This window comes from Thauera aromatica K172 (assembly GCF_003030465.1).
GTDB classification, from domain to species: Bacteria; Pseudomonadota; Gammaproteobacteria; order Burkholderiales; family Rhodocyclaceae; genus Thauera; species Thauera aromatica.
The window spans coordinates 3,175,078-3,202,058 of record NZ_CP028339.1; the positions used below are offsets into that span (position 1 = coordinate 3,175,078).

The following is a 26,981-nucleotide window of genomic DNA, read 5'->3' on the forward strand; positions in this document are numbered from 1 at the left end:
TAGATTTATTCACAGGCTCCGAGCGCGCCGGCGGCTCAGCGGGAGGGGCGGCACGACTGCGGCGTGCGCCGTGCCCTTATCACCCCGGCTTCGGTCGCGAGCCAGTCCATCGGCCGGTCGTGCGCCTGCGGCAAGGTGTCCGGAACCCGCCCGAGCTCGAAGCCGACCCCGACCGCGACGGTCGATATGACCGCCAAGGTGCGGTCGAAATAACCGCCGCCGTAACCGAGGCGGTAGCCGCGGTCGTCGAAGGCATTGAGCGGCACCAGCAGCACGTCGGGCACCAGGCTCTCGCCCGCGGCCGGATGGGGGATACCATGGCGGTCGAGCGGCATCGGCACGCCCGGCGTCCAAGCGCGGAACAGCATCGGCGCGTGGCGTTCCACCACCACCGGCAGAGCCGCCACCCGCCCCGGGGCCGCCGCCAGCCAGCACCGGACCCAGTCGCGCAGGTCGGGCTCGGCGCGGTAGGGCCAGCAAAACCCCAGCGAGGCCGGCTGCAAATCCGCCATCAGCCGGTCGAGGTGGCGACCAAGGCGCAGGGTGAGCACGGCGCGGGTCTCCGCGGGCAAGGCATGGCGCAGCTTCAGGGCATGCTCGCGCATCCGCTTGCGACGCGCGTCGTTGTCGATTCCAGGGGGAAGAGCGGAGGTCATCGCTGTGCTATGTTGAGTACCCGATCAGGAGCATCACTAGGCATGAAAAAAACGTTCTGGGCAAGCCTGTTTGCCACGGCCGCCCTGTTTCCGGGCCTGCTCCACGCACAATCCCCCACCGTCGACGACGGCGGACAACGCATCCTCGCTGCCCGCGAGGCCCTGCGCAGCGGCGACCGCGAGGCCCTGGAGCGGCTCGCCGCCGTATCCACCTCCCACCCACTCGATCTGTACCCGCGCTACTGGCTGCTGGTGAACAAGCTCGCCCGCAGCGAGCCGCCGCCGACGGCCGAACTGGAGGCTTTCCTCACCGCCGCGCCAGACAGCAACCTCGCCGAACGCCTGCGCGCCGACTGGCTGCGCCGCCTCGCCAACGACAGCGACTGGGCCGCATTCCTGCAGCTTTATCCGCAGCTCCGGCAGCCCGATGCCGAACTGCGCTGCACCGCGTGGACAGCGCGCCTGCTCACCGGCGACGCCAACGCCGCCAGCGAAGTCGCCGCCCGCTGGGAAACGCTGAGCGACGCCCCCACCGCCTGCGAACTGCCGCTCCGCAATGCCGCCGCGAGCGGTCAGGTGGACGAAGACCGCGTCTGGTGGCGGATCCGTCGCCAGATCGACAGCCGCACGCCGAACACCGCACTCGCCAGCCTGTCCCTGCTGCCTCCCGCCTCGGCCCCGGCCGCGGCCAGCCTGGAGCAGGCCATCCGCTCCCCGGCTCCCTGGCTCGATCGCCTGCCGGCCAATTTCGCCGTCACCCGCGCCGGGCGCGAACTGGCCCTGGCCGCGCTGGCACGCCTGGCGCGCGAGGATGCGCGCGCGGCGCACGCCCGCCTGCTGCGCATCCAGGACCGCCTCGGCGCCGACGAGCGCAGCTACGCCCATCTGCTCATCGCCACCCATGCCGCGATCGGCCAGTTGCCCGAAGCCGGCGCCCTCTTCGCCGCCGCCGGCACCATCGACAGCACGCCGCTGCAGCGCGCCTGGCGAGTGCGGGCGGCGCTGCGCACGCAGGACTGGCAGGCCGTGCGCGACGCCATCGAGCAGATGCCCGTCGACGAGCGCGACAGCGCCGACTGGACCTACTGGCTCGGCCGGGCCTACGCCGCTTCCGGCGAAGCCGGGCAGGCCGAGGCCTTGTTCCGCCGCATCGCCGGCGAAGCCCACTTCTACGGCATGCTGGCGGGCGAAGCCCTCGGCCACGCCTTCGCCCCGCCGCCGGCCACCGCACCGCTGCCGCGCGCACGCCTGGAAGAAGCCGAACGCGACCCCAGCCTGCGCCGTGCGCTGGCGCTCTACCGGCTCGATCTGCGCACCGAAGCCCTGCGCGAATGGATCTGGGGCGTGCGCGACCGCGACGAGGGCTTCCGCCTCGCCGCCGCCCACCTGGCGCTGCGCCACGAGCACTACGACCGCGCGATCAATACCGCCGAGCTGGCCAACCCGCGCAGCAACTTCGAACTGCGCTTCCTGACTCCCTACCGCGACCTGATCGAGCCCCAGGTCCGCGCCCAGGGGCTCGATCTGGGCTGGGTGTATGGGCTGATGCGCCAGGAAAGCCGCTTTGCCGCACCGGCCCGCTCCAGCGCCGGTGCCCAGGGGCTGATGCAGGTGATGCCCACCACCGCCAAGTGGGTCGCCGGCAAGATCGGCCTGCGCGACTACCACCCGCGCCGCTTGAGCGAGCCGCACACCAACGTCCTGCTCGGCACCGGCTACATGCGCCTGATCATGGAAGGGCTCGACCGCCACCCGGTGCTGGCCAGCGCCGGCTACAACGCCGGCCCGAGCCGCGCCCGGCGCTGGCGCGATGCCGTGCCGCTCGAAGGCGCGATTTACGTCGAAACCATCCCCTTCGACGAAACCCGCGACTACGTCAAGAAAGTGCTGTCCAATGCCGTGGTGTATTCGGCGATGCTGGAAAAAAGGCCGCAGTCGCTGCAGGCCCGGCTCGGCACGGTCGCCCCCGGCCTCGTCAGCGAGTAAGCTTCCGGAAAACGCACCTCGCATCCTTGCCACCGCCGCCGGCGCCGGCTTCGCGCAGCGGCCCCACCGATCCACCTCATCGAGCGAGCCAGGCCATGATTCCCCAACGCGTCGTCCTCATCGGCGGTTCCGGTTTTATCGGTAGCGCCATCGCCAACCGCCTGTCGGCCGCGGGCATGAGCCTGCTCGTTCCGACCCGCCGCCGCAGCCGCGCCGGTGCCCTGCTGCTGCTGCCCACGGTGGAAGTGGTCGAAGCCGACGTCCATGACCCTGCCACCCTCGCCGGTCTGGTCGACGGCGCCGACGCGGTGATCAGCATGGTCGGCATCCTCCACTCGCGTCCGGGTACGCCTTACGGCCCGGATTTCGCCCGTGCCCACGTCGAGCTGCCGCAGAAGATCGTCACCGCCTGCCGCACCGCCGCCGTCCCCCGCCTGGTGCACATCAGCGCGCTGGGCGCCAGCAGCGACGGCCCTTCCGAATACCAGCGCTCGAAAGCGGCCGGGGAAACGGCGATCCGCGCCGCCGGCACCGACCTCGCCTGGACAATCCTGCGGCCCTCGGTGGTGTTCGGCCGCGGCGACCACTTCCTCAACCTGTTCGCCGGGCTCGTCGCCCGCTTCCCGGTCCTGCCCCTGGCCGGCGCCGGCACGCGCTTTCAGCCGGTGCACGTGGAGGACGTGGCCGAAGTCATGTACCAGTGCCTGCTCCGCCCCGAAGCCGCCGGCCAGACCTATGAGCTCGCCGGCCCCACCGTCTACACCCTGCGCCAGCTCGTCGACTACGTCGCCGCGCTGACCGCCGGGCCGCGCCTCGTGCTGCCCCTGCCCGAAGGCCTGGCGATGCTGCAGGCGCGCCTGATGGAACTGGCGCCGCAGCCGCTGATGAGCCGCGACAACGTGCGCTCGATGAAAGTCGACAACGTCGCCCACGGCGCACCGCTGCCCTTCGGCCTGCAGCCGACCGCGATCGAGGCGGCGGTGCCGGGCTGGCTCGGCCCGCAGGCGGCGCACGCCCGCTACACTCCGTTCCGCGGCCATGCACGGCGCTGAACCCCCCGAATCCTTCCCGCTTTTCCCCCGTGACCCGGAGTCTGCGATGAAGCTGATCATCGGCAACAAGAACTACTCGTCCTGGTCCCTGCGCGCCTGGCTGGCGGCGCGCGAGGGCGGCTTCACCTTCGAGGAGATCCGCATCCCGCTGTTCATCCCCGGCAGCCGCGAACGCATCCTGTCGCATTCGCCTTCGGGCAAGGTGCCCTGCCTGATCGATCACGGCCTGGCGGTCTGGGATTCGCTCGCGATCGGCGAATACCTCGCCGAAAAGAACCCCGCGCTGCTGCCCGCCGACGGCATCGCGCGCGCCGTCGCCCGCGCCGTCACCGCCGAGATGCACTCCGGCTTCCAGAATCTGCGCGGGCGCATGCCGATGAACATCCGCAAGGACTACACCGGCTTCGGCCGCAGCACCGAGGTCGACGCCGACATCGCCCGCATCGGCGCGATCTGGAACGACTGCCGCAGCCGCTTCGGCGCCGGCGGGCCTTACCTGTTCGGCGCCTTCAGCCTCGCCGACGCCGCCTTCGCCCCGGTCGCGTTCCGCTTCCGGACCTTCAGCGTGAAGCCCGCGGGCGCTGCCGGCGACTATCTCGCCACCCTGCTCGCCAACCCCCACATGCAGGACTGGGCCGCGGCGGCGCACAGCGAAAGCGAGTCGATTGCGGAAGAGGACTTGTACGGCTGATGCAGACTTACGTCGTCGGCGGCGCCGTGCGCGACGCCCTGCTCGGGCTGCCGGTCCAGGACCGCGACTGGGTGGTGGTCGGCAGCACCCCGGAGGCCATGCTCGCGCAAGGCTTCCGCCCGGTGGGGCGGGATTTCCCGGTCTTTCTCCATCCTGAAACCAATGAGGAGTACGCGCTCGCCCGCACCGAGCGCAAGTCCGGCCACGGCTACACCGGCTTCGTCTGCCACGCCTCGCCGGACGTCACCCTCGAACAAGACCTGCTGCGCCGCGACCTCACCATCAACGCCATTGCGCGCGACGGGGAAGGCCGCCTGATCGACCCCTACGGCGGCGTGCGCGATCTCGAAGCGCACGTGTTCCGCCACGTCTCCCCGGCCTTCGCCGAGGATCCGCTGCGCATCCTGCGCGTGGCACGCTTCGCCGCGCGCTTCACCGCGTTCACCGTGGCCCCCGAAACGCTGGCGCTGATGCGCCGGATGGTCGATCACGGCGAAGTCGACCACCTCGTCGCCGAGCGCGTCTGGCAGGAATTCGCCCGCGGCCTGATGGAAGCCCAGCCTTCGCGCATGATCCGCAGCCTGCGCGAGTGCGGCGCGCTCGCCCGCCTGCTGCCCGAACTCGACCGCCTGTTCGGCATTCCCCAGCCGGAGCGCTACCACCCCGAGATCGACACCGGCGAGCATGTGTTGCAGGTCCTCGACCAGGCCGCCGCCTGCGCCCTGCCGCTGGCGGTGCGCTGGGCCTGCCTGCTGCACGACCTCGGCAAGGGCGACACCCCCGCCCACATCCTGCCGCACCACTACGGCCACGAAGCGGCCAGCGCGCGGCGCGCACGTGAAGTCTCGATCCGCCTGAAGGCACCGGCCGAGTGCCGCGAACTCGCCGAGATGGTCGCACGCGAACACGGCATCCTCGGCCAGGTGGCCGTGCTGCGTCCGCAGACGGTGGTGGCACTGCTCGAGCGCTGCGACGTCCTGCGACGTCCGGAGCGCTTCGAGCGGATGCTCCAGGCCGCCGCCTGCGACCATGCCGGGCGCGGCACCGCCGCCGCGGAGCGGGTCGCTGACTGGCCGCCGCTGGCGCACTGGCGCGCGGCCGCCCGGGCGGTGCGCGCGCTCGACGCCGGCGCCATCGCCCGCAGCTGTCCCGACAAGAGCCGCATCGCCGACGCTATCCATGCCGCCCGGGTCGCCGCGGTGCGGGCCCTCGACGCCACCGCCGCCACGGCCCGCGGCGCTGTGCCGCCACCCCCCGCAAGCCCGCCGTTCGGCGGCAAGAGCGGCCCCGCGGCATGATCGCACCGAGGTGGTATCCTCGAACGCAGCGGCGATTGCCGGACACTTTCGCTCCCGCCCCGGCAAAGAGCGCCGCCGGCCGGCGGCGGCACACCCAGAGCACCACAAACACATGATCACTCTGCACACCTGGGCCACCCCCAACGGCCACAAGATCTCGATCGCGCTCGAAGAGCTCGGCCTCGAGTACGCGGTGCGAAAGGTCGACCTGCGCCGCGAGGAGCAATTCGCGCCCGACTTTGTCGCCGTCAGCCCGAACAACAAGATTCCCGCGATCGTCGACGAAGACGGCCCGGACGGCACCCCGATCGCCCTGTTCGAGTCGGGCGCGATCCTCATCTACCTCGCCGAAAAGGCCGGACGCCTGCTGCCGGCGGAACCGCGACCGCGCTACGAAACCCTGCAGTGGCTGATGTTCCAGATGGCCAGCATCGGTCCGATGCTGGGCCAGGCCCACCACTTCCTGCGCTTCGCCCCCGACATCGTGCCCTACGCCATCGACCGCTATTCGAAGGAGGCCGCGCGCCTGTACAAGGTCCTCGACACCCGCCTGGCCGAGCGCGACTGGCTCGCCGGCGCCGAATACTCGATCGCCGACATCGCCACCTTCCCCTGGATCCGGCGCCACGAGTGGCAGGGCATCGACCTCGCCCGCCATCCCAACGTGAAGCGCTGGTTCGACACCGTCGCCGCGCGCCCCGCGGTGCAGCGCGGCCTGGAAGTCCCGCAATGAACTCGACCCGCTTCGGCGAGCTGGAAGTGCTGTGCCGGGCGCCGCAGCAGCCGGCCCACGCCAGCCCGCTCCTGTTCGTGCACGGCGCCTACGTTTCCGCCTGGTGCTGGGACGAACACTTCCTGCCTTGGTTCGCCGCACGCGGCTGGACCAGCTACGCGCTGTCGCTGTCGGGCCACGGCGGCAGCCGCCGCCGCGACCACCTCGACACCTACTCGATCGACGACTACGTGCGCGACGTCGCCGAAGTCGCCGCCCGCCTGCCAGCACCGCCGGTCCTCGTGGGGCACTCGATGGGCGGCATGGTGGTGCAGAAGTACCTCGAACAGTACGACGCCCCCGCTGCGGTGTTGATGTCTTCGGTGCCGCCCCAGGGCCTGATGGGCTCGGCCTTCGGCCTGATGCTCAAGCGCCCCGCCCTGCTCGCCGACCTCAACCGCATCATGACGGGCAGTGAGGTCGACCTCGACAGCCTGCGCGAAGCCCTCTTCCACCAGCCGGTGGCGCCGGCCGACCTGCGGCGCTACTACCGCCTCAGCCAGCCGGAATCGCACCGTGCGATCTGGGACATGTCGCTGTTCAACCTGCCCCACCCGATGCGCATGCACCAGGTGCCGATGCTGATCCTCGGCGCCGCCCACGACGCCCTGATCCCACCCGACCAGGTGCGCATGACCGCCGTCACCTATGGCCGCCAGGCCGAAATCTTCCCCGATCTCGGCCACGGCCTGATGCTCGAGCGCGGCTGGGAAGAGGTCGCCGCGCATATCGACGCCTGGCTCCGCGAACGCAAGCTGTGACACGGCCGCGCCCACGCTTTTCCCCGATCCGGAACCGTCATATGGCTCAGGCCGGCAACAAATCCATATGATTATTTGATCCAACTATAAAATTCATGTGCATGTGCTATAAAGCACACTCAGCCCATCCACACCGAAGGCCCCGCGCCGAAACAGATCCCGCGGCGGCGGCCGAGAAGGCGTATCAGAATTGGCGAGGAGACCATGAATTTCATCGAAAGACTGAAAGTCGGCCATCGGTTCGGCCTGATCGGGGCGATGGCCCTCGTGCTGACCCTGGCACCGACCCTGTTGTTCGTCGACGCCGCAGCCGACGGCATGCACTCGGCGCGCCTCGAAGCGAGCGGTGCAGCCCCCTCGAAAGCCGCCCTGACGCTGATCCAGCTCACCCAGCAGCACCGCGGCCTCACGTCGATGGCGCTCAACGGCAATGCCGAGGCCCAAGCCCGGCGCGGCGCCAAACAGATTGAGGTCGCTCGGGCCATCGATGCCCTGTCTCCCTTGATCGGCGCGGATCTCGGCAACCCGGCGATCGAGGCCACCTGGGCCCGGGCCCGGCAAAGCTGGAAAAGCCTCACCTCCCGGATTGCCGGCGGCAACATCGACCCGGCACAAAGCTTCACCGCGCACACCGCCCTGATCGACGACTTGTTCCAGACCACGGACCTGCTGTCCGATGCCTACGGCCTGTCGCGTGACCCCAAAATCGACAGCTCCCAACTGATCCAGGCGATGGTGTACGCCCTGCCCGCCCTCACCGAAGAGCTGGGCAAGGCCCGCGCCACCGGTGCCGCGCTGCTGACGACGGGGACGGCCAGCGCCGCGGACCTCCAGCAGCTGGCGGTGTATGTGGCGCGCGCCCGCGGCGAGCTCGAGCGCATGACGCTCGCTCTCGACAAGGCCTCGCATGCGAACTCCCTCATCAAGAGCCGCCTCGGCACCCGGGCCCGCGAAGCATCCGAGCTTACCCGCCAGGCATTGAAGCTGGCGGCCACGGACATCATCGAGGCGGCGCAGCTCAGCGCGCCTCCCGCGCCCTATTTCGCGCGCCTCACCCAGGCGATCGACACCCTCGTCGCGCTCAACAACGAAGCCATGGACGTGCTCGAAACCGTGCTCGACAGCCGAGCCTCGAGCCTGAGCACCCAGCTCTACCTGCTGATCGCGTTCCTCCTCGCGCTGGCGGCCGCAGCCGGAGTCGTCGGCGTGCTCGCCGCACGCTCCATCACCCGCCAGCTCGGGGGCGAGCCCGGCGTCGTCGTCGACATCGCCAGCGCCGTCGCCGAGGGCGATCTCGGCAGCGACATTCCGGCCTCCCAGCACAATCCGCACAGCATCATGGCGGCGATGGCGAGAATGCAGTCCGCATTGCACGGGATCGTCCATACCGTACGCCACAGCGCCGAAGCCATCGCCATCGCCTCGGAACAGATCGCTCAGGGCAACGGCGACCTTGCCGCGCGTACCGAAAAACAGGCCGGCGCCCTGGAAAAGACCGCGGCGGCCATGGAGCAGCTCAGCACCACCGTCCGGCAGAATGCGGACAACGCGGGCCAGGCCAATGCCCTCGCGCAGAACGCTTCCACCGTCGCCACCCGCGGCGGGGAACTCGTCTTCGAAGTGGTCGCCACCATGAAGGACATCAGCGACAGCGCGCGCCGCATCGCCGACATCATCAGCGTCATCGACGGCATCGCATTCCAGACCAACATCCTCGCCCTCAATGCTGCGGTCGAAGCCGCACGCGCCGGCGACCAGGGCCGGGGCTTCGCCGTGGTCGCCAGCGAAGTGCGCAGCCTCGCCCAGCGCAGCGCCGAAGCCGCCAAGGAAATCAAGCAGCTGATCACGTCCAGCGTCGCCCGCACCGAACAGGGCAGCGCCCTGGTCGACCGCGCCGGCGACACGATGAAGGAGGTCGTCGCCAGCATCCACCGCGTCACCGACATCATGGGCGAGATCAGCTCCGCCAGCGCCGAGCAAAGCATCGGCGTGACCCATGTCGGGCAAGCCGTCACCCAGATGGATCAATCCACCCAGCAGAATGCCGCGCTGGTGGAAGAAATGGCCGCGGCGGCGTCGAGCCTCAACAAGCAGGCGCAGGAACTGGTGCGCTCGATGAGCGTATTCCGCTTCGACCAGGCCCGGCTCGAAGAGCAGGCGCTGCCGGAGGGCCATTCGGGCAGCGCCCCTGTTCGCCGGCCCGCGATGGCGCTGCTCAGCGCCTGAATCTTCCCGGTCGGAGAACATGCGTCCCCGGCAAGGCCTTACAGCGCATGCACCCGGTCCCCGCTCGCGAACCCCAGCAGGGGGCCGTCCAGACCACGGCCCAGCGCCAGTACCTTGAACAGCTCGCCCATTTCCTGCGGCGCGGTCAGGCGCTGCACCGCGCGCGCGGCGCGGATGTAATCCGCCCCTTCGCGCGGCCCGCGGCGCTCCAGGCACTGCAGCACGCCGCAGTTGAACAGGAACCGGGCCTGGGTGGTGTAGCCCTGCACGTCGAGGCCGGCCTCGAACCCGGCCTCGGCCACCGCGGTGAAATCGACGAAGGCGGTGATGTCGTTGAGCCCCGGCCACAGGAAAGGATCGCCGTGCGCATGGTGACGGTAGTAGCACAGCAGGGTGCCGCTGGCGCGCGACGGCAGGTAATACTCGGCGCGCGGATAGCCATAGTCGATCAGCAACATCGTGCCCGCCTGCAGGCGCTCGGCCCACGCCGCGACCCAGGCGCGGCCGGCGAGGTTGAGCTCGGTGACGTATTCGCCGCCCGCCGGTGCCGGCAGCGAGAGCGCGAGAGCGGCCGCGCGCACCGCACCGGCAGCGGGCACGTCGGCCCAGCACAGCCGGGAAGCGCCCGCCCCCTCCGCGGCAAGAGCGACTCCGCGCTCGAACAGCCCGTCGGCGCGCGACACCAGCAGGTGCACCGGCATCACGTCGAGCACCTCGTTCGCCACCACCGCACCGGAAAAGCGCTCCGGCAGCGCATCCAGCCAATGCACCCGGGCCGCCAGCCGCGGCGCCTTCTGCGCCAGGGTGTCGGCCTGGCGGGCGCGCAACTCGCCCGACAGCTCGAGAATGCCGTACTGTTCCGGCAGACAGCCGCGGCGCTCGAGTTCGAGCAGCAGGTCGGCGGCGAGCAGGCCGGTGCCGGCGCCGACTTCGATCACCTGCGCCGCGCTCGCCCGCATCACCTGCTCGAGTTGCGCCGCCAGCGCCTGACCGAACAGCGGCGTCAGCTCGGGCGCGGTAATGAAATCCCCGCCGGGGCCGAACTTTCGCGCGCCGCCGCTGTAATAACCCAGGCCCGGCGCATACAGGGCCAGCTCCATGTAGCGCGAGAACGGAATCCAGCCGCCCGCGGCCTCGATTTCGGCAGCGACGGATTCGAGCAGGCGGGCGCTCTGGGCGAGCGCATCGGCAGACGGTTCGGGCAGGGAAGACATGAGGAGAAGGGTCCGGTGCGACACGAAGCCGCGATTGTAAGGGCAGGCCCGATCGTCCATGCTGGCGATTTCGCTGCGGCCACTTCCCGCCCCGCCCTGGCGCCGGGCCCCACCCACGCAGCCGTCCGCGGCAGCGCCCGCCCCCCTCTCTTGTCCGCCGCGCTACGCTTCGCCTCCCCAGGACACCGCACACGATGACGCCGCTTCCTCCTTCCCCCGCTCCGCTCATCCTCGTCACCGGCGCAGCGCGCCGCGTCGGCGCCGGCATTGCCCGCGAGCTCCATGCCGCAGGTGCCCGTGTCGCTCTCCACTACCGCCACAGCGCCGATGCCGCCGCCGCCCTCGCCGCCGACTTCAACGCCCGGCGCCCGGACTCCGCGTTCACCGTCGGCGCCGACCTCGCCCGCTTCGGCGCCGCCGAGGAACTGGCCTCCCGCGTGCTGGCCCTCGGCGGCCGCCTCGACGGCCTGGTCAACAACGCTTCGAGTTTCTTCCCCACCCCCATCGGCCGCATCGACCGCGCCGCCTGGGACGAGCTCATCGGCTCCAACCTGATGGGCCCGCTGTTCCTGTCGCAGGCCCTGGCCCCGGCACTGCAGGCCAGCGCCGGCGCCATCGTCAACCTCGTTGACATCCACGCCGAGCGCCCCCTGCCGCAGTACCCCCTGTACAGCGCGGCCAAGGCCGGGCTGGCCGGACTCACCCGCGCCCTGGCCGTCGAGCTGGCGCCCGCGGTGCGGGTCAACGGCGTTTCTCCGGGGCCGATCGAGTGGCCCGAAGACGGCCAGTTCTCGGCCGCCGAACGCCAGTACATCGTCGACCACACCTTGCTCAAGCGTGCCGGCAGCGCCACCGACATCGCACGCACGGTGCGCTTCCTGCTGTTCGACGCGCCCTACATCACCGGACAGATCATCGCCGTCGATGGCGGGCGCAGCGCCCATCTTTGAAGGTACCTCCGCCCGAGTCGCAGCTTGCGCAGCAGGGGGCCTGAATTTCGCCCCGAGGGTATAATTGCGCGCCTTTTTCCGCCGATCGGAACCCCATCGTGACCGCTGCCACCGCTCCCGCCGACCCGCATCCCGCTGCAAGCGGAGTCGAAGCCCGCCATTCGAACACTTTCCTGCGCCTCAAGAAGAAGCTCGAGCGCAGCGTCGGCGAAGCGATCGGCGACTACAACATGATCGGCGACGGCGACACCGTGATGGTGTGCGTCTCGGGTGGCAAGGACTCCTACACCCTGCTGTCGTGCCTGCTCGCACTGCGCGAGCGCGCGCCGGTCGACTTCCGCATCGTGGCGATGAACCTCGACCAGAAGCAGCCCGGCTTTCCCGACCATGTGCTGCCGCAGTATTTCGAATCCATCGGCGTCGACTACCGCATCGTCACCGAGGACACCTACTCGATCGTCAAGGACAAGATCCCCGAAGGCAAGACCACCTGCTCGCTGTGCTCGCGCCTGCGCCGCGGCATCATCTACCGCACCGCGAAGGAGATCGGTGCCACCCGCATCGCCCTCGGCCATCACCGCGACGACATGCTCGAAACCCTGTTCCTGAACCTGTTCTTCGGCGGCAAGATCAAGGCCATGCCGCCGAAGCTGGTCAGCGACGACGGCAACCACGTCGTGATCCGCCCGCTCGCCTACTGCGCCGAGGCCGACATCGCCCGTTTCGCCCGGGCGATGGAGTACCCGATCATCCCGTGCAACCTGTGCGGTTCACTGGAACACGCCCAGCGCAAGCAGATCAAGGCCATGCTGCAGGGCTGGGCGCGCGAGTTTCCGGGCCGCATCGAGTCGCTCGCCACCGCACTGAAGAACGTCGTGCCCTCGCACCTGGCCGACTCGCGCCTGTTCGATTTCGTCAGCCTGACCCAGCAGACGGTGGTGGCCGAAGGCGACACCGTCTTCGATCCGCCCGAGTTGCCGCAGGCGCGCGCCAGCGTGGTCCGCCTGCAGGGCCCCGGCGACGCGCGCTGAACACCGTGCCGGCGCCGCGGCCCCGCTGCGGCCACCGGTGCCCGGCGCGGGGCGTCAGCCTTTCAGGCACTCGCTGACGAAAGCCTTGCGCTTGGCGCCCTTGAGCGATTGCTCGGTTGCCGACTGGTTGCACGCCGTCGCCCTGGCCGGATCATCGACCGCCTTTGCCTTCGCCGCAGCGGCGGCGGCTGCCACTGGCGGCGCCGAGGCCGCAGCGCCAGCGGTTTTCGCCGCAGCCGGCGCCTGCCCGGCGGGTGCCGGCTGGCCCGCGCCGGCTGCGGCCGGCAGCGCACCTTCCTCATGCTTTCCTTTCAGGCAGGTGCTCATGAATGCCTTGCGCTCCTCGCCCTTCAGGGCCTGTGTTTTCGCCTCCGCATTGCAACGCTTCATGCGTTCTTGCTGGGGGTTGGCCCAGGCCTGCGCGGGCAGCAGCGCGGACAACGCAAGGCTTGCAGCGACAGCGGACAGAATGGTCTTCATGAGACAGCCTCCTCAATATCCAATTTACGCGAAATGCGTAAAAACATTCTGCTATTGTCATATTCATATGTCAATTTCAGCATCACCTCCCGGGACTTCACAGGCTCGCCCGCCCAGCTCCATGCCCAGCGTTGCACCGGCCTCCCGCGGCCCTCGCCATGCACGACGCTGAGCTCGCTGCACTCGGCGGGCTGGCGCTGGCGGCCTTTCTCGCCGCCACCCTGCTGCCCGGCGGCTCGGAGGTGGTGCTCGCCGGGCTCGTCACCCTCCGCCCCGAACTCACGCTCCAGGCGCTGCTTGTCGCCACCGCGGCGAATACCGCCGGCGGGATGAGCACCTACCTCCTCGGCCGCATCGTTCCGCGCAAGGAAGTGCCGCCGCAGCTCGCCGCCGTCCGGCGCTGGGGCAGCCTCAGCCTGCTGCTGTCGTGGGTGCCGCTGATCGGCGACGCACTATGCGCCGCCGCCGGCGTGCTGCGCCTGAACGGGCTGGCCTGCCTGCTGTGGATGGCGGCCGGCAAGGGTCTGCGCTACGCTGTCGTGGTGTGGGCGGCAACGTGAACGCCCACAGCCGGCGGCCATCCCGGTCCACAGCGGAACCGGACCGCAGCACCCGCCCGCTCCCGCCCCCCGGCAAAACCGCAACATGCGCAAGGTCCTGGTTTTTGCTGCATGGTGCACTGCGGTTCGCTAGAATGGTCCGTTCCCCAGCAGCAATTTCCCCGGCACGCCAATGACCCAACGCCTGCGCGAAATCCCGTACAACTACACTTCGTTCTCGGACCGCGAGATCATCATCCGCCTGCTCGGCGCCGAAACCTGGTCGGCGCTGGACGAGCTGCGCGCCGAGCGCGTCACCGGGCGCTCCGCGCGCATGCTCTACGAAGTGCTCGGCGACATCTGGGTGGTCCGCCGCAACCCCTATCTCGAAGACGATCTGCTCACCAGCCACGAGCGCCGCAACGCGCTGATCAGCGCACTCAACCATCGTCTCAACGAAATCGACAAGCGCCGTCAGGGCAACGACCGCGTCGCCTTGCTGGTGGCGCACGCGCGCGAGGCGGTGTCCGACTTCGAGCGCTGGTTCGACGACACCGCGCGTCGGCGCAAGGCGGTCCTCAAGGCTCTGGCGAAGCACACCCGCCGCGACAACATCTGCTTCGACGGCCACGCCCGCGTCTCCCACGTCACCGACGCCACCGACTGGCGGGTGGAATACCCCTTCGCCGTGCTCTACCCCGACACCGAAGAGGAGATGGCGCCGCTGGTGCGGGAGTGCATCACGCTCGGCCTGACCATCATCCCGCGCGGCGGCGGCACCGGCTACACCGGCGGCGCCGTGCCGCTCGATGCGAACTCGGTGGTGATCAACACCGAGAAGCTGCTCGCCATGAGCGCGGTCGAAGACACCGTCCTGCCCGGGGTCGACGGCCCGCTGCCCGCGCCCTACGCCACCATCCGCACCGGCGCCGGGGTCGTCACCGAGCGCGTCGCCGAAGCCGCGGCCGCGGCCGGGCGCGTGTTCGCGGTCGACCCGACTTCGGCCAGCGCGTCGTGCATCGGCGGCAACATCGCGATGAACGCGGGCGGCAAGAAGGCCGTGCTGTGGGGTACCGCGCTCGACAACCTGGCGTGGTGGAAGATGGTCACGCCCGACGGCGACTGGCTCGAAGTCGAGCGCCTCGACCACAACTTCGGCAAGATCCACGAGCAGGAGACGGTGCGCTTTCGCCTGCGCCGCTTCGACGGCCTCAGCTACCGCCCGCTCGGCGAGGAGATCCTCGCCCTGCCGGGGGCGAGCTGCCGCAAGGTCGGCCTCGGCAAGGACGTCACCGACAAGTTCCTCGGCGGCGTCCCCGGCGTGCAGAAGGAAGGCACCGACGGCCTCATCGTCGCCGCGCGCTGGGTGCTGCACAAGATGCCGCCGGTCACGCGCACCGTCTGCCTCGAGTTCTTCGGCCAGGTGCGCGAGGCGGTGCCGGCGATCGTCGAGATCACCGACTGGTTCAAGCCCGGCGGCGCCGGCCACGCCGCGGGCGTGCAGCTCGCCGGCCTCGAGCACCTCGACGAACGCTACGTCAAGGCCGTCGGCTACGCCACCAAGGCCAAGCGCCACGGCCGGCCGAAGATGGTGCTGATCGGCGACATCGTCGGCCACGACGAGGACGCGGTGATGGCCGCCGCCTCCGCAGTCGTGCGCATGACCAATACCCGCGGCGCGGAAGGCTTCGTCGCCGTCAGCCCCGAGCAGCGCAAGCGCTTCTGGCTCGAGCGCAGCCGCACCGCGGCGATCTCGCGCCACACCAATGCGTTCAAGATCAACGAGGACGTCGTCATCCCGCTGCCGCGGATGGGCGAATACTGCGACGGCATCGAGCGGATCAACATCGAGCTGTCGATCCACAACAAGCTCGAACTGTGCGACACCCTGGCCGCCTTCCTGCAGGGCGAATTGCCGCTCGAGCTCAAGGACGAGATCGTCGATCGCGACACCCTGATCGCCGACCACCGCGCCCAGGCGCTCGAGCAGATCGCCCAGGTGCGCCGGCGCTGGCAATGGCTGCTGGACAACCTCGACACCCCCCTCGCCGAAGCCGAAAGCCGCTTCGCCGAATACGGCATCGAGGCCGGCGAGCTCTCCAACCGCACCGCGCATCCCCTGCTGTTCCACCGCCTGCAGGACTACTCGATCCGCGTGTCATGGAAGGACGAGCTCCGCCCGCTGCTCGAACAGACGTTCGACGGCGCGCTGTTCGCACGCATCCTCGCCCGCATCAGCGAAATCCACCAGGAAGTCCTGCGCGGCCGCGTCTTCGTCGCCCTCCACATGCACGCCGGCGACGGCAACGTGCACACCAACCTCCCGGTCAACTCCGACCACTACGAGATGCTGCAGCGCGCCAACCGCGCCGTCGATCGCATCATGGCGCTGGCGAAGAGCCTCGACGGGGTGATTTCCGGCGAGCACGGCATCGGCATCACCAAGCTCGACTACCTGAGCGACGAGCAGATGGCCGAGTTCTGGGCCTACAAGGAAAAGGTCGACCCGGAAGGCCGCTTCAACCGCGGCAAGCTGATGAAGGGCGGCAACCTCGCCAACGCCTACACCCCCAGCTTCAACCTGATGGGCCACGAGTCGCTGATCATGGAGCAGACCGCGGTCGGCGAGATCGCGCACGACATCAAGGACTGCCTGCGCTGCGGCAAGTGCAAGCCGGTGTGCTCGACCCACGTCCCGCGCGCCAACCTGCTGTATTCCCCGCGCAACAAGATCCTGTCGACCTCGCTCCTGATCGAGGCCTTCCTCTACGAGGAACAGACCCGCCGCGGCGTGTCGCTGGCGCACTGGGCCGAGTTCGAGGACGTCGCCGACCACTGCACGGTCTGCCACAAGTGCGAGAAGCCCTGTCCGGTGGACATCGACTTCGGCGACGTCTCGATCAAGATGCGCAACCTGCTGCGCAAGGAAGGCAAGAAGTCGTTCAACCCGGGCAAGGCCGCGGCGATGGCCTTCCTCACGGTGAAGGACCCGGCCACGATCAAGGCCATCCGCACCGGCATGATCGAGTGGGGCTACAAGGCCCAGCGCTGGGCGCACGGCCTGGGCAAGAAGTTCGGCCTCATCCAGCCCCAGCTCGCGGCCCCGCCGGCCACCCTCGGCAAACCACCACTGGTCGCACCGACGATCCGTGCCCAGGTCATCCACTTCATCAACAAGCCGATGCCGGGCAACCTGCCGAAGAAGACCAGCCGCGCCCTGCTCGACATCGAGGACGACAAGGTCATCCCGGTGATCCGCGACCCGCAAAAGGCCAACGGCGATTCGGAAGCGGTGTTCTACTTCCCCGGCTGCGGCTCCGAGCGCCTGTTCAGCCAGGTCGGGCTGGCCACCCAGGCGATGCTCTACCACGTCGGCGCGCAGACCGTGCTGCCGCCCGGCTACCTGTGCTGCGGCTACCCGCAGACTTCCGCCGGCGAGGACGACAAGGGGCAGAAGATCACCACCGACAACCGGGTCCTGTTCCACCGCGTCGCCAACACCCTGAACTACCTCGACATCAAGACCGTGATCGTGTCCTGCGGCACCTGCATGGACCAGCTGCAGAAGTACGAATTCGACAAGATCTTCCCCGGCTGCCGCCTGCTCGACATCCACGAATACCTGATGGAGAAGGGGGTCAGGCTCGACGGCGTGCAGGGCGTGAAGTACATGTACCACGAGCCCTGCCACACGCCGATGAAGGTGCATGCGGGGATCAAGGTCGCCAACGAGCTGATGGGCACCCGCGTCGACCTGTCGGACCGCTGCTGCGGCGAATCCGGCACCCTGGCAGTGGCCCGCCCCGACATCTCGACCCAGGTGCGCTTCCGCAAGCAGGAGGAAATCGAGAAGGGCGCGGCGAAGCTGCGCGAGGACGCCCCGGGGGCGAAAGTGAAGATCCTCACCTCCTGCCCGAGCTGCCTGCAGGGCATGCACCGTTTCGCCGACGACGCCGGGGGCATCGAACCCGACTACATCGTCATCGAACTGGCACGCCACCTGCTGGGCGAGAACTGGCTGCCCGACTACGTCGCCAAGGCCAACCGCGGCGGCATCGAGCGCGTGCTGCTGTAAAGCGGACCAGAGCGGCGGGCGCGCTTCCCGCGCGCGGCGCCCGTTCCCGCTCAATCCTCCGCCGGCTCGGACGGGTGCATGCGGCGCCAGAGTTCGGGCAAGGCCTCGGCCGCGCGCAGGCGCAGGCGGTGGCGGACGACGGCGCTGAGCGCGGTCTCGCCGGGGTTGATCTCGACCGTGGGCAGACCGCGCTGCAGCGCCCAGTGCACCGGGGCGGCAATGTACGAAAAGGCGCTCGAAGTGCCTACTGCCAGCACCATCTCCACGCCTTCGTCGAGCACGGCATCGAGGCGCGCGAGCGCGCGCAGCGGCAGGGACTCGCCGAACAGCACCACGTCCGGGCGCATCGTCGCGCCGCACAGCGGACACTCCGGCGGAATCCGCAGGCCGGCGTAATCGGCGACCTCACGCCGGTGGTGGCAGGCCGTGCAGCACAGGCGGTGGAGCGTGCCATGCAGCTCGATGACGTTGCGCGAACCGGCGGCGCGGTGCAGCCCATCGACATTCTGCGTCAGCACGCAGACCATGGATTTTTCCTGTTCGAGGGCGGCGATCAGGCGGTGCGCGGCATTGGGCTGCGCACCGCGGCAGCGGGCTTCGATCTCCGCGATGTATTTCCACGCGAGTTCCGGCCGTGCCGCCATCGTCGCCCCCGACAAGGCCTCTTCGATGCAAAGGCCATCGGCGGTGAGGCGGTCGTGGTACAGCCCGCCGATGCCACGGTAGGTCGGCAAGCCGGAATCGGCCGAGATCCCGGCGCCGGTGATGAACAGCAAGCGCTGGGCGCGGGCCATGCAGGCCGCAACGGCGTCGAGCGCGAGCGGCACGCTCATCGCCGCAGCGCGCCGGCCGGGCCGGCACCGCAGAGGGGGCCGCAGAGCGGGCGGGTTCGAGTTGCGGTCTTCATCCGCCCGGCGTACCCGGGTCAGCGCGACGACGGCATCCCGCCGTCTTCCGCAGTGAGTTCGAGGTAGCGCCGGCGATCCTCGGCGAAGCGCTCGAGCACGGCAGCGCGCTCCCGGGTCTTCGCCTCGAGAACGCCACGCTGGGCGACGATCTCGCTGTCGAGGGTGCGGATGTCGCGCTCCAGACTGGCGGCGACATCGCTCTTGTCGGTCCGGGTCGCGTCCTGGATCAGGGCGCGCTGGCGCTCGACCAAGGCCGCCTCGCGCTCGCGCAGCGCCTCCAGCGTGCGCTCGACATCGCGCAGTTCGCGGTCGCGCCGGCGCTCGAGATCGTCCAGGCTGCGGTAGGTTTCCAACAGCGCCTGGTCCAGGCGTTGCTGGCGCTGGCGCTCGGCCTCTTCGGCGCGACGCTGGCGTTCGAGTTCGGCACGGCGGGAAAGCTCGTCGGCGGTGAGCGGCGCGGGCACGGTGCGGCGCACGACGCCCGAAGGGCTCAACTCCCGGTAGGCGCGGCCGTAGCAGGCCGCAGGCAGGATGTCGCCGCAGATCGGCTGGCCGCCGACGTCGCAGCAGTAGATGCTGCGGGTGGCGGGCGGCTGCGCCGCGGCTTCGCCCCCCAGCAACACGGCGACCAGGAGCAGGCCGGCGCCGGGCCGGAGGGGAAAAGACTCAACGCGAAGAGATCCCATACTGTTGCCGATACGCCTTGACGGCCTCGAGGTTGGCGGCAAGCTCGGGCGCGTCCCCGAGGTAGGCCACAAGATCCTCGAGAGTGGCGACCGCGATCACCGGAATGGCGAAATTCTGTTTCACCTCTTCGACCGCGGACAAGGAACTTTGCCCTCTTTCCATGCGATCGAGCGCGATCACCACGCCCGCCGGCACCGCCCCGGCGGCGCGGATCAGCTCGACCGATTCGCGCACCGAAGTGCCGGCCGAAATCACGTCGTCCAGAATCAGCACGCGGCCCGCCAGCGGCGCGCCGATCAGGGTGCCGCCCTCGCCGTGGTCCTTGGCTTCCTTGCGGTTGAAGGCGAAGGGCAGGTCGATGCCGTCCTCGGCGAGCCGGATCGCGGTGCCCGCGACCAGCGGAATGCCCTTGTAGGCCGGCCCGAACAACATGTCGCAGGCGACCCCCGAGGCGCGGATCGCGCGCGCGTAGTAGCCGCACAGTTCGCGGAACGAAGCGCCGTCGTCGAACAATCCGGCGTTGAAGAAATAAGGCGAGTCGCGCCCGGCCTTGGTGACGAAGGCGCCGAAGCGCAGCACCCCTTTGCGACAGGCGAGGGCGATGAAATCCCGGCTAAAATCCATGGTTTGTCTGCCGCAGTGCAGCATCATTTCGGAAGCGCCCATGTTACGCATCATCTCCCTCAACCTCAACGGCATCCGCTCGGCGGTCGGCAAGGGTTTTCTCGACTGGCTGCCGCAGCAGCAGGCCGACGTGGTCTGCGTGCAGGAGCTCAAAGCGCAGGCCGACGACCTCAGCGCCGCGATGCGGGCGCCGGCCGGGATGCAAGGCTGGTTCCACCATGCCGAAAAGAAAGGCTACAGCGGGGTCGGGATCTACAGCCGGCACGAACCGGAATGCGTGACCGAAGGACTGGGCATCGCCGACATCGATGCCGAAGGCCGCTTCCTGCAGCTCGACTTCGGCAGGCTGTCGGTGGTGTCGCTCTACCTGCCTTCGGGTTCCAGTTCGGAGGAGCGCCTGCAGATCAAGTTCCGCTTCATGGAACGCTTCCTGCCCCACATGGCCAAGCTCTACGCCAGCGGGCGCGAAGTCGTGGTGTGCGGCGACTGGAACATCGCCCACCGCGAAATCGACCTGAAGAACTGGAAATCGAACCAGAAGAACTCCGGCTTCCTGCCCGAGGAGCGCGCCTGGCTCGGCCGCCTGTTCGACGAGCAGGGCTGGGTGGACGTCTATCGCCGCCTCCACCCCGACGCCACCGACGCCTGCTACACTTGGTGGTCGAATCGCGGCCAGGCTTGGGCGAAAAACGTCGGCTGGCGCCTGGACTACCAGATCGCCACTCCGGCGCTGGCCGCCACGGCCCGCAGCGGCAGCGTCTACAAAAACCAGCGCTTCTCGGACCATGCGCCGCTGACGATCGATTACGATTTCCAGCGCTGAGTCCCTTCCCCTGCCGTGCCCTCCCGCCCCGCTTCCCGTGCCCTTCCTCCCCGCCTCCATTCCCGGCCGTAGCCACGAAACACCACGAAACGCGGTCCTCATCGTCGCCCTCGGCTGGCTGGCACTGGCGCTCGCGCTGGCGATCCACTGGAGCCAGTTGCAGGCCTCCCATCGCAGCCAGTTGCAGGCCGCCGAAAAGCAGATCCAGCTGCGCGCCGCCGAAACCGCCCACGCGCTGGCGGTACAGTTCGACGCCCTCATCGGCAATGCCGACTACATCGCCCGCCACCTCGCCGAGCACTGGGCGGGGCCGGACGGGCGCACCTTCCTCGACGACCTGGCCCTGGCCCGTAGCGCACTCCCCGAAGGCACCCTGGCTCACGTGCTGATCGCCGACCCCGACGGCAAAGTCCTGTTTTCCAGCGCCGGCGCCGACGAAGCGGCAGCGACGCCTTCGGTCGTCGGACGCGCCTATTTCCAGGCCCACGGTCCCGCACACCGCACGCAGCCCTTCATCAGCGAACCGCTGTTCGACCGGTTCACCCGGCAATGGACGATCCAGCTTTCCCGCCCCCTGCTGCGCGACGGTCACTTTGCCGGAGTGATCGCCGTCTCGATCACAGCCGAATCCCTGTCCCTCGCCCTGCGCCGCATCTTTCCCGGCCCCGCCGACGTCGCCGCGCTGGTCGGCAACGACGGCCACTACCTCGCCCACTCCCAGCAGATGGATGAAGCGCTGGGCAAGTCCCTGCCCGAATCGAGTCCGATCCGGACCGAGCGCAACCGCCGCTCGGGCAGCTTCGAATGGCGCCCCCCGCTGGACGGCGTGCTGCGTCATTTCGCCTGGCAGCGTGCCCCGACCTACCCGGTCACGGTCATCCACGGCCTCGACAAGCACGAAGCCCTCCGCCCGGTGCTCGCCGTGCTGCGCGAAAACACCGTGCAAAACGCCTTCGGCACCGCACTGCTGGTCCTTGTCGCGGTGGCGGTCAGCGCCATGTTCCTGTACGGCCACCGCCAGGCAGCCCGTCTCGCCACCATGGCCGATCAACTCGAGCTGTCTCTCGAGGCCGGCGGCCTCGGAACCTGGAGCTGGGAGCCCGACAGCGGGGAAATCCAGTTCGACGAGCGCTGGGCGGCGATGCTGGGCTATGCCGAGGATGAGCTTCCCCACCAGCTGTCGACCTGGGAATCGCGCATCCACCCGGCCGACCTCCAGCGCACCCGCCAGGCACTTGACGCGCTGCTGCAGGAGGCATCCGGCAGCGCCGAGGGGGAATACCGCCTGCGCCACCGCGACGGCCACTGGATCTGGGTCCATGGCCGCTGCCGGATCGCCGCGCGCGCCCGCGACGGCCGCCCCGTGCAGGTCGCGGGCACGCTGCAAAACGTCAGCGCCCGCGTCGCCGAAGCCCGTCTGCGCACCGCCCTGCTCGACCAGAGCGCGGCAGCGATCGCCTTGTTCACGAGCACGCGGGAGATCCGCCAGGTCAATGCCCGAGCCCGCGAAATCTTCGGTTCCGGCGGCATCGACCCGGTGGGCCGCAACGTCAGGGAGCTCGGACTGCATGTGGAATGGGCCGATCTGCAGACGATGAACCGGCACTACGCGACCCTGCGCGCGGGGGGCCAGGTGCGCTGCGAATATCCGCTGCGCGACGCCAGCGGCCGGGCGCGCTGGTTCGACATGCACGGCACGCCGAGCGACCCGGAAGATCCCGACAGCGACATCGTCTGGACCCTGATCGACATCACCGAACGCCGCGAAGCCGAAACCGCGCTCGCCACCGAGCGCCTGCGCATGGTCACCCTGCTGGAGCGTTACCCCGGCGGCGTCCTGATGGAAGACAGCGCCGGCACGGTGGTGATGGTGAACCAGAAGCTGTGCGAGCTGCTCGCGCTCGATGTCCAGGCCGTGCGCCTCGAAGGCATCCCCCACGCACAGCTGTGCAGCCGCCTCGGCGAAGTCCATATGCGCTGGCTCCACCTTCCGGACGCCCCACAGGGCACCGAAAAGCGCCACACCATCGAAGTCAGCGACGGCCCCGAGCGCACGCTGGCGATCGAATGGGTTCCGATCGCGCGCGACACCCACACACTCGGGCGGGTCTGGCTGGTGCGCGACATCAGCGAGCGCAAAAAGCGCGAAGCCGAGCTCGCCCGCCTCGCGACCACCGACACCCTCACCGGCCTGCCCAACCGGCGCAGCTTCATGGCCAGTCTGGATGCGGCGATCGACGACGCCCGCAACCACCCGGAACGCAGCGGCGTGCTGCTGATGATGGACATCGACCACTTCAAGCGCATCAACGACCGCTACGGCCACCCCGTCGGCGACACCGTACTGCAACACGCCGCCCAGGTGATCCGCAGCAGCCTGCGCCAGAGCGACACCGCCGGTCGCCTCGGCGGCGAGGAATTCGCCGCCGTGCTGCCGGCGATCGGACTGAAGGACGGCGAGGCGCTCGCCGAGCGCCTGCGCCGGGCGCTGGCCGACACGCCGGTGCGGACGGCTGCCGGCGACATTACCGTGCAGATCAGCATCGGCGTCACCGCGCTCATCGGTGACGACGCCACACAGCTGCTGAGCCGCGCCGACCAGGCCCTGTACGCCGCCAAAAGCGCCGGCCGCGACCGGGTTTCGGTATCGACCTGAAAGGAGCCGCCAGACCCGACCTCCCGCCGCGGCGAGCACAGGGGATGCGGCGCCGCACCGGGCACACTTTTTAGCGAAGTGTGGACACGGTCCAAATCCCTTTCTGTTAGCATAGCGGAGCATTTTTTTCGGCATCCACGACACCTCCGTCATAAATACTTTGGCATAACCGGAGGCTGCATCCGCGGGGCCGTTCGAATGAGTGCGGTATCCCATCCATCGTGACAAATCGGTGATATGACTCTCAGACGCAGGTTCTTGATGCTGCTCGGCGCCTTCGCGCTGGTGTCCGCCGCCGCCGGCCTGTGGCAGCTGTACGACAACCGCAGCAAGACCGCGGCCGCCGAGTGGATCCACTTGACCTCGCAGATGGCCGTGACGGCCCAGCAGATCAGCACTCACGCCGCAATGGAGCGCGGGCTCACCGCAGCGATCCTCGCCCGCCCCGAAAAGGCCACGCAATCGATGCTCGCCGAACTCGAACGCGTGCGCAGTCTCGTCGACATCCGCCATCAACGGCTCACCACCATCACCACCGAGCTCGCCCTGCTCGCGCCCGAGCATCCGTTGTTCTCGGCGCTCGCCCGGGTCGACAAGACCCGGGAGGAAATGGCCCATTTCCGTGCCCTGACCGACGCCCAGCTGCGCAGCATCTCCAACAGCCTCGGTACCGACCAGTGGATCGCACTGATGACGCGCCAGATCGAAGAGCTGCAGGAGCTGATCGTGGTCGGCACACTGCCCCTGTCCGGCAACATCTACACCTATGCCCCCGCCCCGGTGATCACCGATGTGCTGTTCACTCTCGCCGAACAGCTGGGGCGCGAGCGCGCCCTGATCAGCACCGCGATCGCCCGGGGCGTGGCGCTCGACAGCGCCACCCAGTATATGCTTATGGAATACAGAATCGTGACCAATCACGCCCGCCGGCGGATCGAAGCGATGCTCCAATACCTCCCCGACAGTCCCCGGCTGGCTGCGGCACAAACCGCCTACTGGGACAACCTGAAGCGTTACAGCGAAATCCGCGCCGAGGTCTATGAGCAGGGCGTGGCCGGGCGTCCTTACCCGGTCAGCGCCGAGACCTGGTACGCAGAGGCGACCCGGGCCATCGACGCCGTCGCCGAGCTGTCCTCGGCGATGGGCGCTCATTTCGGCCGCGACGTCAATGATCTGCACCAGCAGGCCGAGCGCACCCTGAGCCTGCTCGCCTTCATCGTCTGTGCCCTGACCTTGCTGTTCTGGCAGGCGGTGTTCACCCTCAGGAAGCGCGTGCTGCAGCCGCTGAAGTCGCTCGAACAGGCCACCACCCGGATCTCCGCCGGCGACCTCACTCAGCCCATGGAAACGGGCGGCGCAGACGAACTCGGCCACCTCTCGCAGGCGTTCGAGCACATGCGCCAGACCCTGCTTGCCGACATCGAGCGGCGCGAGGCCGACGCGCTCGAGCTGCGCAAGCTCAACACCGTCATCAAGCACAGCGCCAGCGCCGTCTGCATCACCGACCCCCAGGGGATCATCCAGTACACCAACACCTGTTTCGTCGACATCACCGGGCACGAAAACGGCGATGCACTCGGCCGCAAGGCGGGTTTCTGGACCTCGGGGCTGAACGCCCAGGCCCAGTACCACGAAATGTGGGAGACAATCCAGAAAGGCCAGGTCTGGCAGGGCGAGCTGATTAACCGCCACAAGAACGGCTCGCTCTACTGGGCCTCGGTGCAGATCACGCCGGTGATCGACGAGAAAGGCGAAATCACCCATTTCATCGGCGTCCAGCACGACATCAGCGCCCGCCGCCGGATCGAGGACCGCCTCGCCTTCCTCGCCAGCTACGACGAGCTCACCGGCCTTCCCAACCGCAACCTGCTGAAGGAAAAATTCGAGCAGGCCAGCGCCGAAGCGCAGCGCAGCGGCACCTGTATCGCGCTGGTATCGCTCGGCCTGGGCCGCTTCAAGCAGATCAACGACAGTCTGGGGCGCAGCGCCGGCGACGAACTGCTGGAAAAGCTTTCCCGCCGCCTGAGCCAGTGCGCCACCGAACGCGATGTCGTCGCCCGCCACGGCGGCGCCGAGTTCATGCTGATGTTCGGCGGGCTCGACCGGGCCGAAGACATCCAACCGATCCTGGAGCATATCGTCGACATCCTCCACGTGCCGGTGATCGTCAAGGGCGAAAAGCTGCAGCCTTCGGTAGCCGCCGGCGTCAGCCTGCTGCCGGCCGACGGCAACGACTTCGAAACGCTGCTGCACAAGGCCGCGATCGCGCTGCATCACGCCGAAGCCGAGGGCATCCCCCACTGCATCTACACCGACGCGCTCAACCGCGACAGCCAGGAACGGCTGTCGATGGAAAACGCCTTGCGCCTGTCACTGTCACGCGACGAGCTCGAGCTGCACTACCAGCCCAAGGTCGACCTGGGCAGCGGGCGCATGATCGCCGTCGAGGCGCTGGCCCGCTGGCGCCATCCGGTGACCCGCGAATACGTCTCACCGGCACGCTTCATCCCGATCGCCGAGGAAAGCGGGCTGATCCAGCAACTCGGCGCCTGGGCGCTCAGCGAAGCCTGTCGCCAGAACAAGGCCTGGCAGGAGGCCGGCCTGCGCCCTATCGTCGTCGCCGTCAACCTGTCGGCCGCCCAGCTGCGCCAGCCCGACCTCGTCGAAACCGTCGCCGCGGCACTCGAAGGCAGCGGCCTGTCCCCGGATCTGCTCGAACTGGAGCTGACCGAAAGCGCGCTGATGGAGGATCCCGACCAGGCCAACGACACCCTGGCCCGGCTCAAGCAGCTCGGCCTGCACCTGGCGATCGACGATTTCGGCACCGGGTACTCGAGCCTCGCCTACCTCAGCAAATTCCCTGTCGATCAATTGAAGATCGACCGCAGTTTTGTCCAGGACGCGCTGAGCAACCCGGCCGCAGCGGCGATCGCCAGCTCGGTCGTCGGCCTTGCCCACCAGATGGGGCTGAAAGTGGTCGCCGAAGGGGTGGAAACGGAGGCTCAGCTCGCCTTCCTCCTCCGCCAGGGGTGCGACGAAATGCAGGGCTATTACTACAGCAAGCCCCTGCCGGCCGACGTGCTGGCGTCCCTGCTCAGTTCCGACCCGCGCCTCGTCCGCCCGGACCAGGGCGCCCCCCGCAGCTTGCTGATCGTCGATGACGAGCCGGCGATCCACGCCGCCCTGGCCCGCGCGCTGGAAGACAGCGGCTACCAGATCCTCGCCGCCCACAGCGCGCGCGCCGCGCTCGAGCTGCTCGCCTGCCACCCGGTCCAGGTCATCCTCTCCGACGAGCACATGCCCGACATGAACGGCATCGAGTTCTTCGCCCGGGTCAAGAACCTCTACCCGGACACCGCCCGCATCATGCTCTCCGACTACGTAAACGCCACCACCCTGATCCGTGCCATCAACGAGGGCACCATCTACAAGTTCATCGCCAAGCCCTGGGACGACCGCGAACTGTGCGCGCACATCCGCGACGCGTTTGCCAGCCGCCTGCGCAGCGCCGCCTCGCTCCGCCTGCTCAAGGCGAGCGGGGAGTAAGGCCGC

At 69.0% G+C, this 26,981-nt stretch carries 20 protein-coding genes; 14 read left to right on the forward strand and 6 right to left on the reverse strand.

Translation table 11 applies throughout. The features are described 5' to 3' along the window. Positions 1-35 precede the first annotated feature (35 nt). Complete coding sequence (locus tag Tharo_RS15045) at positions 36-656, reverse strand: 5-formyltetrahydrofolate cyclo-ligase (protein WP_245880920.1); 621 nt, start codon at positions 654-656, stop codon at positions 36-38. A gap of 42 nt (positions 657-698) precedes the next feature. On the opposite strand from Tharo_RS15045, the gene Tharo_RS15050 reads away from it, so the two are divergent. The 7 genes from Tharo_RS15050 (at position 699) to Tharo_RS18100 (ending at position 9,442) form a co-directional block, all read left to right on the forward strand. Then, on the forward strand, positions 699-2,642 hold the full coding sequence (locus tag Tharo_RS15050) for a lytic transglycosylase domain-containing protein (RefSeq protein WP_107221908.1): 1,944 nt from the start codon (positions 699-701) through the stop codon (positions 2,640-2,642). Between the two features lie 95 nt (positions 2,643-2,737). Beyond that, positions 2,738-3,694 carry a complex I NDUFA9 subunit family protein gene (locus tag Tharo_RS15055; protein ID WP_107221909.1) on the forward strand — a complete coding sequence of 319 codons (957 nt, stop codon included), beginning with the start codon at positions 2,738-2,740 and terminating at the stop codon, positions 3,692-3,694. Between the two features lie 46 nt (positions 3,695-3,740). Further along, complete coding sequence (locus tag Tharo_RS15060; protein WP_107221910.1) at positions 3,741-4,385, forward strand: glutathione S-transferase family protein; 645 nt, start codon at positions 3,741-3,743, stop codon at positions 4,383-4,385. Next, positions 4,385-5,683 carry a multifunctional CCA addition/repair protein gene (locus tag Tharo_RS15065; protein WP_107221911.1) on the forward strand — a complete coding sequence of 433 codons (1,299 nt, stop codon included), beginning with the start codon at positions 4,385-4,387 and terminating at the stop codon, positions 5,681-5,683. The genes Tharo_RS15060 and Tharo_RS15065 overlap by 1 nt, the downstream gene beginning before the upstream one ends. A 112-nt stretch (positions 5,684-5,795) precedes the next feature. Further along, the gene (locus Tharo_RS15070; RefSeq protein WP_107221912.1) at positions 5,796-6,416 is read left to right on the forward strand and encodes a glutathione S-transferase family protein; all 621 of its coding nucleotides are present in this window, start codon (positions 5,796-5,798) and stop codon (positions 6,414-6,416) included. Further along, positions 6,413-7,216 carry an alpha/beta hydrolase gene (locus tag Tharo_RS15075; RefSeq protein WP_107221913.1) on the forward strand — a complete coding sequence of 268 codons (804 nt, stop codon included), beginning with the start codon at positions 6,413-6,415 and terminating at the stop codon, positions 7,214-7,216. The genes Tharo_RS15070 and Tharo_RS15075 overlap by 4 nt, the downstream gene beginning before the upstream one ends. A gap of 204 nt (positions 7,217-7,420) precedes the next feature. Then, positions 7,421-9,442 (forward strand): methyl-accepting chemotaxis protein, encoded by a 2,022-nt coding sequence (locus Tharo_RS18100; protein WP_107221914.1) that lies wholly within the window; start codon positions 7,421-7,423, stop codon positions 9,440-9,442. Between the two features lie 38 nt (positions 9,443-9,480). On the opposite strand, the gene Tharo_RS15085 is transcribed toward Tharo_RS18100, so the two are convergent. Then, positions 9,481-10,656, reverse strand: coding sequence for a class I SAM-dependent methyltransferase (locus tag Tharo_RS15085; protein WP_107222457.1), 1,176 nt, complete (start codon positions 10,654-10,656; stop codon positions 9,481-9,483). A gap of 194 nt (positions 10,657-10,850) precedes the next feature. On the opposite strand from Tharo_RS15085, the gene Tharo_RS15090 reads away from it, so the two are divergent. Continuing rightward, the gene (locus tag Tharo_RS15090) at positions 10,851-11,606 is read left to right on the forward strand and encodes a pteridine reductase (RefSeq protein WP_107221915.1); all 756 of its coding nucleotides are present in this window, start codon (positions 10,851-10,853) and stop codon (positions 11,604-11,606) included. A 98-nt stretch (positions 11,607-11,704) separates the two neighbouring features. After that, positions 11,705-12,637: a tRNA 2-thiocytidine(32) synthetase TtcA gene (gene ttcA, locus Tharo_RS15095; RefSeq protein ID WP_107221916.1), complete on the forward strand. Its 933-nt coding sequence runs from the start codon at positions 11,705-11,707 to the stop codon at positions 12,635-12,637. Between the two features lie 54 nt (positions 12,638-12,691). Here the strand turns inward: ttcA and Tharo_RS15100 are convergent, their stop codons facing one another. Then, positions 12,692-13,117: a PsiF family protein gene (locus Tharo_RS15100; RefSeq protein WP_107221917.1), complete on the reverse strand. Its 426-nt coding sequence runs from the start codon at positions 13,115-13,117 to the stop codon at positions 12,692-12,694. A 158-nt stretch (positions 13,118-13,275) separates the two neighbouring features. Here Tharo_RS15100 and Tharo_RS15105 point away from each other — a divergent pair, with 158 nt between their 5' ends. Beyond that, a complete protein-coding gene (locus tag Tharo_RS15105; protein WP_107221918.1) occupies positions 13,276-13,677 on the forward strand; it encodes a YqaA family protein in 402 nt (133 codons plus the stop codon). A gap of 172 nt (positions 13,678-13,849) precedes the next feature. Continuing rightward, positions 13,850-17,731: a DUF3683 domain-containing protein gene (locus tag Tharo_RS15110; RefSeq protein ID WP_107221919.1), complete on the forward strand. Its 3,882-nt coding sequence runs from the start codon at positions 13,850-13,852 to the stop codon at positions 17,729-17,731. Positions 17,732-17,781: 50 nt separating this feature from the next. On the opposite strand, the gene Tharo_RS15115 is transcribed toward Tharo_RS15110, so the two are convergent. From Tharo_RS15115 to pyrE, 3 genes are all read right to left on the reverse strand, one after another. Continuing rightward, entirely contained in the window at positions 17,782-18,564 is a 783-nt protein-coding gene (locus Tharo_RS15115) for an NAD-dependent deacylase (protein ID WP_107221920.1), read from the reverse strand. A 92-nt stretch (positions 18,565-18,656) separates the two neighbouring features. After that, entirely contained in the window at positions 18,657-19,325 is a 669-nt protein-coding gene (locus Tharo_RS15120) for a hypothetical protein (protein WP_107221921.1), read from the reverse strand. After that, positions 19,306-19,950 carry an orotate phosphoribosyltransferase gene (gene pyrE, locus Tharo_RS15125; RefSeq protein ID WP_107222458.1) on the reverse strand — a complete coding sequence of 215 codons (645 nt, stop codon included), beginning with the start codon at positions 19,948-19,950 and terminating at the stop codon, positions 19,306-19,308. Before pyrE ends, Tharo_RS15120 begins: the two co-directional genes overlap by 20 nt. Positions 19,951-19,990: 40 nt before the next feature. On the opposite strand from pyrE, the gene Tharo_RS15130 reads away from it, so the two are divergent. From Tharo_RS15130 to Tharo_RS15140, 3 genes are all read left to right on the forward strand, one after another. Beyond that, positions 19,991-20,773, forward strand: coding sequence for an exodeoxyribonuclease III (locus Tharo_RS15130; RefSeq protein ID WP_107221922.1), 783 nt, complete (start codon positions 19,991-19,993; stop codon positions 20,771-20,773). A gap of 37 nt (positions 20,774-20,810) precedes the next feature. Beyond that, a complete protein-coding gene (locus tag Tharo_RS15135; RefSeq protein ID WP_107221923.1) occupies positions 20,811-23,429 on the forward strand; it encodes a diguanylate cyclase domain-containing protein in 2,619 nt (872 codons plus the stop codon). Between the two features lie 261 nt (positions 23,430-23,690). Then, on the forward strand, positions 23,691-26,975 hold the full coding sequence (locus tag Tharo_RS15140) for an EAL domain-containing protein (RefSeq protein ID WP_159051717.1): 3,285 nt from the start codon (positions 23,691-23,693) through the stop codon (positions 26,973-26,975). Positions 26,976-26,981 lie beyond the last annotated feature (6 nt).